The organism is Acidiphilium sp. JA12-A1, from assembly GCF_000724705.2.
In the GTDB taxonomy this organism is placed as follows: domain Bacteria; phylum Pseudomonadota; class Alphaproteobacteria; order Acetobacterales; family Acetobacteraceae; genus Acidiphilium; species Acidiphilium multivorum.
Genome location: NZ_JFHO01000025.1, coordinates 1 through 13168 on the forward strand (window position 1 = coordinate 1; position 13168 = coordinate 13168).

Annotated in this window: 6 protein-coding genes and 3 pseudogenes; 3 read left to right on the forward strand and 6 right to left on the reverse strand. The window is 61.2% G+C overall.

Features of this window, described 5'->3' with window-relative positions; genetic code table 11:
• From RT91_RS05030 to RT91_RS05045, 4 genes and pseudogenes are all read right to left on the reverse strand, one after another.
• The coding region (locus RT91_RS05030; RefSeq protein ID WP_035186007.1) for an IS256 family transposase at positions 1-524 on the reverse strand (524 nt) is incomplete at its 3' end.
• Positions 525-580: 56 nt separating this feature from the next.
• Positions 581-956, reverse strand: a pseudogene (locus RT91_RS05035) (IS5 family transposase); the annotation flags it as partial.
• 184 nt (positions 957-1140) lie between these two features.
• Positions 1141-3522: a TonB-dependent receptor gene (locus RT91_RS05040; protein ID WP_035186009.1), complete on the reverse strand. Its 2382-nt coding sequence runs from the start codon at positions 3520-3522 to the stop codon at positions 1141-1143.
• A gap of 458 nt (positions 3523-3980) precedes the next feature.
• On the reverse strand, positions 3981-4337 hold the full coding sequence (locus RT91_RS05045; protein WP_007424704.1) for a cytochrome c: 357 nt from the start codon (positions 4335-4337) through the stop codon (positions 3981-3983).
• Between the two features lie 872 nt (positions 4338-5209).
• Here RT91_RS05045 and RT91_RS05050 point away from each other — a divergent pair.
• Together RT91_RS05050 and RT91_RS05055 are read left to right on the forward strand one after the other, a co-directional pair.
• Entirely contained in the window at positions 5210-5491 is a 282-nt protein-coding gene (locus RT91_RS05050; protein ID WP_152982797.1) for a hypothetical protein, read from the forward strand.
• 244 nt (positions 5492-5735) lie between these two features.
• Positions 5736-10682, forward strand: a complete 4947-nt coding sequence (locus RT91_RS05055; protein WP_035186013.1) for an S-layer family protein — start codon at positions 5736-5738, stop codon at positions 10680-10682.
• Positions 10683-10882: 200 nt separating this feature from the next.
• On the opposite strand, the pseudogene RT91_RS20305 reads toward RT91_RS05055, so the two are convergent.
• Both RT91_RS20305 and RT91_RS05070 read right to left on the reverse strand, forming a co-directional pair.
• A pseudogene (locus tag RT91_RS20305) lies at positions 10883-11637 on the reverse strand (IS5 family transposase).
• 167 nt (positions 11638-11804) lie between these two features.
• Entirely contained in the window at positions 11805-12611 is an 807-nt protein-coding gene (locus tag RT91_RS05070; RefSeq protein ID WP_007424702.1) for a hypothetical protein, read from the reverse strand.
• A 337-nt stretch (positions 12612-12948) separates the two neighbouring features.
• Here RT91_RS05070 and RT91_RS05075 point away from each other — a divergent pair.
• A pseudogene (locus tag RT91_RS05075) lies at positions 12949-13168 on the forward strand (hypothetical protein); the annotation flags it as partial.

Genomic DNA, 13168 nt, shown 5'->3' on the forward strand with positions numbered 1-13168 from the left:
CGGATCTTCACCCGGATGGCATCGAAGAATACCAGCGGATAGACCGGGTCCAGCGGACGCTGCTGCCAGGATGTCACCTCGTCCAGAACCGCATCGGTGATCGTGCTGATCAGCTCCGCCGAAGCATCCATGCCGTAGATCTCGCGCAGATGTTCCGCGATCTCCCGGGTGCTCATCCCCCGCGCATACATCGAGATGATCTTGTCATCGAAGCCTGGAAACCGGCGCTGGTATTTGGCGATCAACTGCGGATCAAAGCTACCCGCACGGTCTCGCGGGATCGCAATCTCGATCTTCCCCGTGCCGGTCGACACCGACTTGCGGCCATAGCCGTTGCGGCTGTTCTCCGCCTCCGCTTCGTCACTCAGATGGTAATCCATCTCCGCGCTCAAGACCCGCTCCGCCAGGGCTTTCTTCAGCGCGTTCACCAGGTCCCCAGAATTCAGCGCTGCCGCCGCGTCACCACCAGCCAGAAGCTGGTCCAGCAAATCGCCCGGGATCGCCGGTGCCGTCCGTCGTGCCATATGGGCCTTCCTTTCTGCCCATTATCCAAACCACACACCAAATTCAGGACAGCGCCGAGATGGATCTTGGTTGAGAAACCACCTCGAGAACGGCCAAGAGCCTGGCTCTGAGTCCCCTTTTTAAGCCGGCGGCGCAATGGTGTGCCCGGATGATGGTGCTGTCGATCATCTGCAAGGCATCCGCCGGACCGCCGCCATCGGCCAGAGCTTCGAGCATCACGTCCCAAACCCCGCTCACAGTCCAGCGCCGGAATTGTCGGTGCACGGAGTTCCATCTTCCAAGTTCCGCCGGCAGATCCCGCCACGGAGCGCCGGTCCAGGCAATCCAGAAAATCGCGTCCAGCACGCGGCGATGATCCGTGGGCGATCGCCCCCTGCCGCTCCAGGCTCAGCCAGAAGCGGTCTGAAAAAACCACATTCCTCGTCGCGCATCAATCCACGAACCAACGCTGACCTCCATCCCACAAGTCAGCGTCGAATCACATCTCACCGCGTCGTGGGAAGCACCCTTCCGGCTTGTCCACGTTTCATAGGGCAAGAGGAGCGGTGAGAAGAACGCCGACAGCCGGAATCAGATGGTCCCACCCGGCCGGAGCTGCCGGGTGGGTAGGACAGATCAGAACTTCGCGGTCAGCGCTGCGATGAACTGGCGCGGCGCGCCCGGCTGCACCAGGATCGCGTTCGCGGTATTTGCTCCAGCGACATTGGTGCCGAAATACCCACCGGACGTAATATAACCGTTGTCGTTGTATTTCGTATCAAAGACATTGTTGATGTTGAACGAGAGTTCGAGAACCTTCACCGCGTGCGACAGGCTCTGCGGCACCGGAATGTTCGCCGCGATCGACAGGTTGGCGACGTTGAATCCCGGCAGCTTGCGCGACGAGACGTTGTTGGTGTTGTTATTGAAGTAGTGCTGCGCGCCGGTGTACTGGTCGAGGAAGCCGAGTGTGACCAGCGTCGAGCCGATGAAGGTGCGGTAGTTCAGGCCGAAATTGAGCAGGATGTTCGGGTTATAGGCGATCGGCTCGTTGTGATAGACGACGTTGCCGGTTTCGTATTGCAGATACTTGTTGTTGTCGAAGCTTGCATTGACGAAGGCGCGCCAGTGGAAGTTCGGCTCGACAGAAGCGTCGATCTGCACGCCCTGCAGACGCGCATTCGCCGCGGCCAGCGAGGAATTGACGATGTTCGCGTGATAGATCGCGATCGCTTCGTTGGTCAGCGTATCGTTGAAATAGTTCAGGTTCAGCGTCGCGTGATGCAGGTAGGGCACATGGTCGCTGAACAGCTTGAGGCCGATCTCATAATCCCGCGCCTGGGTCGGCTTCAGGAACGACAGATTGGGCGAGGTCGACTGGTTGGCGCCGAACGCATTGTCCGTCGGGTTCTGGTAGGAGAGCGCCATGCTGCCGTAGAGCGCGGCCCAGGGCACCGGCTCGTAGCGCAGCCCGATCGAGGGCTCGGCGCGGACAAAGGTCTTCGAGGCATCCGCGGCACCTACGGCATTCGTGCCGCCGATCGGCAAGTCGTTGTGGAAATCCGTATGATACGAAACCTCGGCAATGCCCGGCGTGATCGAAAATCCCCGGAAGGGGTGGATCGTGTCCTGAAGGAAGCCGTTGGCGTAGGTGGTGTAGAGGGTGAACTGCTGGATGCTGGCGGGATTCGCCTGCGTAGAGCCGCCGACGCCGAGATCGTTGTAGCCGCGATAGGGCGAGAAATACCGCTCGTAGATGACATAGCCGCCGAACTTGATGTCGTTATATGGCAGGTGATAGTCGAAGAAGAGATTGTCGCCATATTGGTTGGTGGTCGGATAATAGTATTCGGCATTGGTCGCATTTGGCACATAGGCGGCACCGGACAGCGGGGAATTCGTGCCGTAATTGTTGATGCGGTAATGAACGCGATGCCCCCAGCGATACCAGATATTGTTGTGGAACGTCATGTTCTTCGACAGGGCAACCGACATCTTGCTGTAGAGGATCGTGTCGCGCACCTGCAACTGCTTGAACCAGATATCCGGTGTGCCGGTGCCGTAAAAGCCCGAGGTCTGTTGGCTGAACAGTGGCGAACCGGAATAGCCTGTTACCGTGACACCGGGGATCGGCGTCAGCGGAATGAAGTTCGGCCGCGGCGCGTATTCGACGTTGTTATCGTTATAGACGGCGAAACTTAGCGAGCCGTTGGCGAAATCCTTGACCAACTTGGCATAGATCGCGTGCGACTGCGCCGGCCAGGAATAGTGCCCGACCGAAGTGCCGCCCCAGTAGCTCTTAGCACCCGCGTAGCCGCCGGCAACGACGCCGCTCCAACCGTCATATTCACCGGTGTCGAAGATGAAATGAAGATTTTCAGTCTGCTGGCTGCCATAGGCGATGCCGACCTGGTAATGCGGGTGCTTGGTCGGCTGCACGGGAACGTAGTTGATCGTGCCGCCGACCGAGTCGAACCAGCGGGAGTCGGGGTTACCCGGCCCGTAGATGATATTGATGCCGCTGAATAGCTGGGTAATCGGGATTTCGTTTGAATCCCACTGGCCATTATGGGAAATCGTGTTGTTCATCGGGATGCCGTCGAACAGCACGGTAAGTCCGTTGCGTTCGGCGTCGCCATTTGTCGATGACCAGCCGACCTTGGAGCCGCGCAGCTGAATCTGATAGCGGGCGGTGTCGGAATTGCCGCCATAGCCGCGGATCTGCACGCCCGGCGCCGCCGACAACACACCGGCCGAACTGGTCGAGGGACCGAGCGCTTGGATGTCCTGGCGGCTGACCACGGCCTCGGACTGCGAGGACTTGAAGATCTTTTTCTTGGTGAGCTTGACGCTCGATTTTCCGAGATGAGTGTAGTAATCCGATGTCGCGGTCGCCGAGACCTGTCCGGCGCTGACGGTCTGCGCGGAGGCCCGTGGCAGGATGACAGCCAGACTCGCGCCAGCAAGCAGCAGGGTGCGCAATGTCGACCTTGCTGATTCGGAACGAACATATTTCATGATCAGACCTTCTCCCAGTTTGACGCAATGGCGGCAGCACCTCAGGCATCAGAGGCAGGCTGCGTTCGAATCTCGGTGGGGAGGTAGCCTTCGAGTTACAGTCTGTCACGTTATGTTTTTAAGTCAACGCGAACAAGGTGACATCATTTTGAAATATTCGATTGCGATTTAGTCAGTCGAATGCGAGCCGGCGGATCGGGTTACCGGATCGATTTACACAATTTCTGAATGGACCTGTCCGAGTGCCGAGGCGGGGCGTTCCGTCGCGTATGATGTGCGGCAAGGAGTTGCGTGGAGCGGCCGCCGTCAATGAGATGCGAGGTCAGCGTCTCATCGGCGGCGGACGCGGCGCGGACGCCCGGAGGCGTCAGGCCAGATGGCTGGTCTTCGCCCATTGGTGCAGGCGAGCGCCTCCCGGCCGGTATAGCCCGCGACCGCGCCCGGCCGACCAGCCGGCCTCAGGCGTGAAGGGTCTTGAGAAAGGCAATGATGTCGAGTGCCTGCGCGCGCGACAATCGGCCCTTCCAGGCAGGCATTGGCCGGTCGAGGCGGTCGCCATCCTCGTCGCGGGCATCGAGGATGGCGCGGACCAGAAGTTTCGTGCTGTGATGATACGTATTTTCAAGCCCCGGCGCTTGCAGATCGGCCGAGACGGCCTTGCCGAAATGCAAGCCGCCGGCGCCATTGGCACGGTGGCATCCGCTGCAATGGGACACATACAACGCCTTTCCAGCGCTGACGCTGTTGGCATCCGCAAGGCTTCCTCCGGCGAGCACGATCGAGAATGCAATTCCGGACAATACGCGTTTCAGCATTTCAGACTCCAGTGTATTGAATAGCCATGACTTGGCGCGGCGAGATTCCGGGATCTGCAGGCGACGTCTGACTTGCCGAAATACCAGTTAACCGCGCACGTTTTTGTATCCGTAACAACGTCCTTCGAGTCAACCTGCCCGCATGGGAAACGATCGGGCGATGATCATACGAAACTCACCGGCAGTCCTGGCGAATTCAGCGGCGACGGTTCAGTGCTCAATTTTCTTCGGAGACCCTTCAGAGAAATTTCACGGAATTGACTTTGTTATCGAAGCCCACACGTAGGGCGCGGCGATGCCGACGACATCGGCGCAGAGCTTGCTTTCCGTGTCACGCGCTGGATTGGGCTCGCTGAACGGATCTTGACCCTGCGTTGAGCCGGGACATCCATGTAGGCAAGAAAATTGTCTTCACGTCCATCGAGATGGAAGACAAAACAAACGTCATGTTATCTCTACGCAATGCCGCGGGTGTCTTTTGGGTTCCCGAACCGACGCTTGAGAGATTCATGGGAGGTTGGCATGAGAGGAGCCGACCGTTGCACGCCAAGATATTTTCTACGGTGTGGAACCAGAGCGCTGGCCGAAACCATCCCTTGTGCGGCTTGACAACATGACGCGCCGGCGCATGCATTTGCGCTATATTACGGACCCGCTTAGTCCGAGAGATCGTAGGTGCGTGCGCCCGATGGCGGTGCGGGTTACGGCTGGCGAATATGACCTGCCGCATTATCTCGCCGTCGAATACGATGCACATCTTCTAACCCGCCAAGGAGAGCCGCCGGCTCGCCTGGCGGATGCGAAACAACCGCCTCAGCGGGGGATTTCGGGGGCCAGGATTTCTGGCTCATCGTGACGACGACGGAGTGCAGTTGAGCCGGAAATCCACCCTTGTCCAATTCGACTCTATTGCCCTATGGATCCTGACGCCGGACAGTGGCAATGCCAGCCTGCTGGCGTATAACTTGCTGAAATCGCTAGTCATCATGAAATTCACTGTCCGGGTTGGGCCAAGGCGGCATCGGAACGGCTCCACCTCATCCCGCGGCAATGTCCGCTTCGGCATCATCCGTTTCTCCTGCATCCAGGTCACGATCGGTTCGGGGATTTTACATGTTTTTGAGACCAAGACGGCCTCCCCTCGCGAATGCTGATACGTGCGGAAACCAAAAATCGACGAACAACAGACAAAGTCGCATTTTTTTTACAAGTGACGAGGCGGCATCAACATCCGTTCGATTTGAATCATAAATATACCCATGACTCATCCCATGGGATATTTAGATTGTCATGCTAATCATTTGTTAAGAATAGTCTAGATATTTTCGGGGCGCTTTCCGGCAAAACGCCTGATCCGGTAATGCCTATCCTCATTCCGCTCTGATATCGGAAGGTCCCATGTCGTCAAGCCTCACCCCTTCGGGTAACATCGTTGCTCCTGCGGTCGCATCGGCCACCGCTCCGGGCCAGATTGTCGGTTTCATCCTTCAGAATACCGGCACAACAACTCTCGCCGCGCAGCCCGTTACGCTCAACGAAGTCTTCGCGCCTGGAGCGGTTCCGCAGGGTTCCGGGCTGACGGTCACGATCAACGGCGTGACCTATCCGGCCCAGCTTGACGCCAAGACATTCAACCCGGACGGGTCGGTCGCCAGCGGGACTGTCACCATCAATGCGCCCGCCATTGCCGCCGGAACCTCCGTTTCCGCGATGCTGAACCTGGCGCCAGCCAACGCGGCGCCGGCGGTCAATCTTGCCTCGGCTCTCGCGAACTACAGTCTGACGGCGGCCCTCAACATCACGGCCAACCAAGGCGGCAACACCGGTTCGCAAACCATTGACATCGCGGGGGCAATTCGTAGCGCGCTCGCCGCCGGCACCGTACAGACCTGGCTCTCCGGCCCGCTGGCGAGCGAAGCGATCGTGAGCATACCGGTTACCGGTTCCCTGCGCATCGAAGCCGATGTGACCGCCTATGCCAATGGCCAGGTCAGCACGACCCTGCAATTCAACAACGACGCCGCGATGCAGGCGAATGGCGGGACGATTACGTATAGCGCCACCGTGATCCAGAACGGCGTCACCGTCGCCCAGCAATCGAACTTGACCCAATATCAATACCAGGATTGGAGTCTCTCAACAGGAACCACCCCGTCCGCTGCCGGCCTGAATGTGCAGCATGACATCGCCTATCTCGAAGCCACCGGGGCCATTCCCAATTTCGATACGCAATACGGTGTCCCGAGCAGCAGCATCGCCAACGCGACCTCTGCAATCAACGCGCCGGGCTGGAACGCGCCGCTCGGCACCGACGGTATCACGCAATACATGCCAATGACGGGCGGTCGTGCCGATATCGGGCCGACCACCCAGGGGAACGCGACGTGGCTGATCACCCAAAACGGCGCCGCGGCTTCATTCGCGCTGGGTCAGGCTATGGAAGCCGGGTCTGTGCCGTGGCATTTCTACGATCCGACGAGCAACGGAAGCTTCCTCAACACTGCCGACTACGCCAATATCTGGACGGATGGGCGAGGTGGTCCGTCATCCTATACCACTGGCCTTACCCAGCAGGTCAGTCCCAATACCGGCTGGACCGCCGACCCGGCTCATATGCCGGACCTCAACTATGTCAACTACATGCTGACCGGCAATGTCGTCGCGCTTGAACAACTGAACGCCGAGGCGTCCTTTGCCGTTACCCAGTTCTGGCCCTATCCTCGCAATAACGGCCAAGCGATTGTCGCCAGTTTCGGAAACCAGATTCGTGGTTCCGCCTGGAGCCTGCGCACCATCCAGGAGGCCGCCTACGCCAACCCGACAGGCTCGGCGGACAAGGCGTATTTCACTGCGGTCACCAACGCGAACTACAGCTACCTGGTATCCCTGATCCCCCAGCTTACGACGGCAGAAGGTCAGGCTTACGGGTACTTGCCAGGATCATATGGCTCCAGCGGTGCGACCTTGCCGCCCTGGCAAGAGGATTATCTCGCAAGCACGGTCGTCCAGGGTGCGGAAATGGGCAACCCCAATGCCCTCACCTTCCTGAAATGGGAATCCAACTTCCTGGTCGGCCGCTTCTTCGCACAAGGCCAGGGCTTCGCACCACAAGACGGAATTGCCTACAATCTCTCCGTCGGCGCAGGCCCGGGTGGCCTTAGTGCCGGCGGCCCCTATTACCAGACCTGGGCGCAGATTGAGCAGGCTACGCAAGCCGCCGGACAATCAAACATCACGGCTTCGGGAACCATGAACTGGGGGCAGAGCGCGGGTGACTACGGTGCCCTGGCAATGCAGTCCCTCGCCGGCATCATCACTGTCAGTGTCAAGAACCCGGCCGTCATGGGTAACTACCAGTACGAGGCGATGCAAGCCTTCGGCTGGCTCCTCGATAGTGGTGCGCCGTTCACCACGCCATCACAGATTGCCGCAAGTAATCCGCAGTTCCTGATCGATCCCCGCCTGGCGAATGGTCAGCTTCTTTCCTTCGCCAACATGGTCCTCGGCAACGACGGGGCGAGCGGCGCAACTGCCCTCACCCCCATCGACGCGACGCAGAATGCCCTGCTCTACGCGGGCGGCGGTGCCGACACGCTGATCGGTGGCGCCGGCATAAACCTGCTCTTCGGCGGCGCCGGCAACGATGTCATTTTCGGTGGCCCTAACGGCAACGACATCTTCGCGGGCGCCGGCAACGATACGATCATCGCGGGTGGGGGCGCGACCTACATCAAGGCGAGCAGCACAGCGCAGCTCACCGCCGGCACCGGGCAGGATCTGTTTGTCCTCAATGCGGCGGCAGCCGGCGCCGTCACGATTGCCGGCTTCAACCCTGACGTTGACAAGGTTGACATCGTCAACGCGAACGGCACGGCGCTGACCGCAGCACAGATTTCCGCGATCGAGGCGACGGCCGTCACGGTCAACGGGGGCATCCAGTTTGCCGTTTCTCCCAATGAAACACTTTTCGTCGCCAACGAGACGGTTCCCGGCAGCGCCTGGTTCAACGAGCAGAACCAGACGATCACGCCGTCGGCTTCGCTGATCAGTGCGGCGCAAGCGTACAATGCAGCAGCAGCCGCTTCGACGCCCGCGAGCGGAAGTGGCGGAGCGCCAAGTCAGCCAACGCCCGCCGCGCCGAGCACGCCCATGTCGATCGTCACTTCGGGTTCGGCACAAACCGTCCTTGGTGGGAACGGCGGTTCGATCGCCGATACGGTCAGCGGCGCCGCAATCAACGTCCAGCAACTCGGACAGTCCGACTTCCTGACCGTCTCGGGTTCGAACGATACGATCAACGGAGTGGGCGGGGCCAACAGTTTTCCGACCGACGGCAACGTCACCATGACCGGGGCGAATGACCAGATGTCGGTCACCGGGGGTGTGGTGACGGCGGCGGGTAAGGGCGATTCCGTCACGTCGTCCAATACTTTCGGTTCCCTGACGATCAACGAGACGGGAACCGGCGATTACGTTGCGGCGAGCGATTACGCCTCCGTCAGTGTCGGCGGCTCGGGTAATGCCGCCGTGCTGGACCTCAAGGCGGGTGCCCCAGGGGCTGTCAGCGCCACGGTCGGCGGCTCGAACGATACGGTGAGTGCGACCGTCTATTCGCCCATCCTCGTCACCGGGGCGGGCAACCTGATCAACGCCAGCGGAAATGCCGCCGTCACCGTTGCCGCAGCTTCGGGTGCCGCGGCAGACACCATCGTCGCCACCAGTTTCAACACCATCACCACGCGGACGGGCAACGACGTGATCTCCGTCACCGCCAGCGGCGACGTGACACCGACCATCATCACCGAGAACGGCGCAAGCAGCACAGTTATTCTCGGCATGAACGCTTCGGCCTCCATATCCGGCTCCGGCAGTGCCACCGTTGTCGTTCAGCCCCTGGCGCAGCAGATGGCGACCGTTTACGGGTTCAATCCGGCGACGGATCAGATCTCCCTGGCGGGTGCCGGCGGCACGGCGCCCACAACCACCCAGATCGACGCGCTTCTCAAGACGGCCACCGTCACCGGATCGACGGCAACATTCGATCTCGGGAGCGGGGCGACACTCACGCTGAGAGATCTCTCGTCCACGCCGCAAGCAAGCTGGTTTGTCGCGGCCACTCCCTTGTCGGCACCGCCTCCGCCAACCGCCCCACCGCCCCCGCTGTCCGAGACGATCACCGGCGGCGACAATCTGCCCGCCCCGGACACGCACAGCGGCGCCGCGATCAACGTCCAGCAACTCGGACAGTCCGATTTCCTGACCATCGCGGGTTCGAACGACACGATCAACGGAGTGGGCGGGCCAGGAAGTTACGCCACTTATGGCAACGTCACCATGACCGGGGCGAATGACCAGATGTCGGTCACCGGTGGTGTGGTGACGGCGGCGGGTAAGGGGGATTCCGTCACGTCGTCCAATACTTTCGGTTCCCTGACGATCAACGAGACGGGAACCGGCGATTACGTTTCGGCGACCAGCTACGCCACCGTCAGTGTCGGCGGCTCAGGCAATACCGCGATGCTGGACATCAAGGCGGGAGCGCCCGGAGCCATCGGCGCCACGGTCGGCGGCTCGAACGATACGGTGAGTGCGACGGTCTATTCGCCCATCCTCGTCACCGGGGCGGGCAACCTGATCAACGCCAGCGGAAATGCCGCCGTCACCGTTGCCGCAGCTTCCGGTGCCGCGGCAGACACCATCGTCGCCACCGGGTTCGACGTCATCACGACGCAGACGGGCAATAGCGTGATTTCCATCCCGGGCGGATCCTGGAATTCAACCATCAACGACATCGGCGGGAATGACACGATCTTCGCCGGAAGCCCCTCCCCCGGCGGAAGCAACGGGCTTGCCATCAACGGCGGCCGCGGGACGCTGTTTATCAACGACCTGGCAAGCGGCCGAAAGATCGTCATGACCGGTGGCGAAGGTGCGGTTACAGCAATGGGCGCCGATAACGGCAGCGTGTTTATCGGCGGGACCACGGGCAACAACTACCTCGCGGCCAGCGGCAACAGCACACTGGTCGGCAATGGCACCAGCAACACCATCGTTGGCGGCTCCGGCGATGAAATGCTTGTCGCCAGCACCGTCAGCGGCGCAAGCAATATCTTCCAACTCAACAGCCAGATGGCCAATGCCACGACCACGATTGCCGGGTTCGGCGCAACGGGAACTCTCGACTCGATCACGCTGAAGTCGGGGCTGTCGATCAGCCAAACTGAAACAACCTCGGCCGGCGGCACACTACTCACTCTGAACGATGGCAGCAGGGTCCTGATCAGCCAGTTTACCAATGCGCTTCACAGCGCCGCGACCAGCGCCGGCACCGTTCTAACGGCATGAGAGATACCCGCTCGCATGATTGAGCGGAACAACAAGACTCGTCGCCGCATCGTCCGGAATCATGCAGACGATGCGGCGACCCTGTTCGGTGTGTGGCCGGCATCACGGGCGGAACGTCCGAACCGCGCCCGACCTCTGTCGCCGCCCTCGCATCCCAGGCACCCCGGCGCCCGTCGCGGCCGGCGCTCTAGGTTCTGGACTCAACTGATCCACGCGGTGACGGCGAGGACGAGGCAGATCCCGGCGAGGAAGTTTCGTGCGGTCTTGTCGTATCGTGTAGCGATGGCGCGCCAGTCTTTGAGCCTGCAGAAGGCACGCTCGATGAGATTGCGCTTTCTGTAGGCGACGGGGTCGAAGGGCGGTATGGCGCGGCGGTTTGGCATGGGCGAGATCACCGGCCTTGTGCCCTGCCTGGTGAGGAAGGCGCGGAGGTCATCGGCGTCGTAGGCCTTGTCGGCGATCAGGTCTTCTGGCGGTGGCATGGTGGGGAGAAGCGCTCGGGCGCCACTGATATCGGAGGCCTGTCCCGGCGTCAGGAGGACGGCGGCGATGCGCCCCAGGTCATCCGCGACGGCGTGGATCTTGGTCGTCCGTCCACCCCTCGACCGGCCGATGGCCTGGCTTTGCGCCCCCCTTTACCGCCCGCGGCCGCGCGATGTGCCCGAACCGAGGTGCTGTCCACCATGGCGATGCGCGGGGGATCCGCGCAGGCGACAAGGGCCGCGAAGATCTCCTGCCAGAGGCCACGCTGGCTCCAGCGGTTGAACCGGTTGAACACCGTGGTCCGCGGCCCATAAGCCTCCGGAAGTGCGCGCCACCGCAAGCCCTCGCGAAAGCGATGCAGGATGCCACTCAGAACCCGGCGATCGTCCACCCGCGGTTTGCCGCCGAGCTTGGGCAACAGCGGCTCGATCGCAGCCCATTGCGCGTCGTTCAGCCAGAATAATTCCGCCATGATCCAAACCCTCCGTAGAGACTTGAATCAAAACTCCCGTAGTCATGGCAATAGGTACGGAACCTAGAGCATCATCCGATCAGATGGAGTCATCTGATCGGATAAAGATGCTCTGTTTATCAACAGGATAGAGCATTACATCCGATCCGACAGGATCGGAAAGTGCTCTATTTCAGCCTCTCGGCGATCACCAGCCAGCCGCGCGGCTCGCGGACGATATCCTCGAGCTTCGGCAGCGCCACCGAGCCCAGCGCGAATTCCTTCCAGATGACTTCGAGGATGCGCAGCGCCGGCCCCTTGCCCTGTCCGCGGCCGACCACCGTCTCCAGAAACGCGAACCAGTGCAGCCCCTGGGCGAGAACGATCGTGTCCTGTCCAAACCAGGAATCCAGCGTCGGCCCCGCCCAGGCGATGGCCGAGTCGACGAAGAACCCGACAAGCCCTTCGGTGGTCAACTTGGTCGTGGCCGTCATCGCACTCATGCCGGTGGCGTACATCTTCTGCCGGATGATCGCGGTCAGCCGCGCCTCCAGGCTACCCGCCGGCACCGCCTTCTGCGCCACCTCATAGGAGAACCACCCCGCATAGACGACCGGCTTCGCCCGGCGCGAGGGCGGCACCAACTGCTCGAACAGCGCGTTGAGCCGGTACCAGACCAGCCCTTTCGCCCCCGTCTGCACGAGGCTGGTGATGCCGACGATGTCCATCATCGACACGCCCATGGTCGCGCCAATCACCAGCGGCTTCATCGCGGAGAAATAGTCCGCCGTCCTTGGCGAGGGGCCGTCATGGCCGTTCTGTTCGAAGAACGGATTGTCGATGGCGGGATTCTCCGGGTCCGCGGTGATCAGGTCGAACACCCCGGCGAGGAAATTGCCGCTGCCCGTGTGGACAGCCTTCACCCCTTCGCTGACGGCGCCCAGCTTCACCTTGGAAGGGATGAAGGAAACAGCCTTGCCAACAACTCCTGACATCCAGACTCTCCGTTTATACCCATGCGTCATTCATGAACCGGCATCGATCGGCCGACAAGACGAATTCGGGAGCAAAACGACCGGTGCCGCAAAGATCGTTAAAACACAACTTCCAGGTCCAACACCTACCGCCCCACACCCGCGTCAAGCGCGTCGCACGCTCCCTCATTCGGCACCACGGTCCCCGCCCACGACGATGCCCGCGCAATCCGCGAGTGCGAAGCGGTCGTTGCGATCTAATCGGGATTTGACACAGCAGAAAGTGTTCGCGGTCACACAACCGATGCGGAGAAAAAACGATTGCCCACCCCCGCCCCTCCATGGTCTTCTGCGCCGCATGAACCTGGCCGCCCGCTTCGCCGCGATCATCCAAGGCCTCTGCGCCGCCGTCGCCATGCGCGGCGCTAACGGGGCGTTCGTGCGCGAAACGTCGCGTCGCGGCTCGGCCTTCACCAACCCCCACGCCCTGACCGTCCTGCTCTGGTCCCGCCTGCAACGCGCTATCGCGCGCTTCGCCCGCCTCGCCGCCGGCGCCCCGCCGCCGCGCCCGCGCAAAA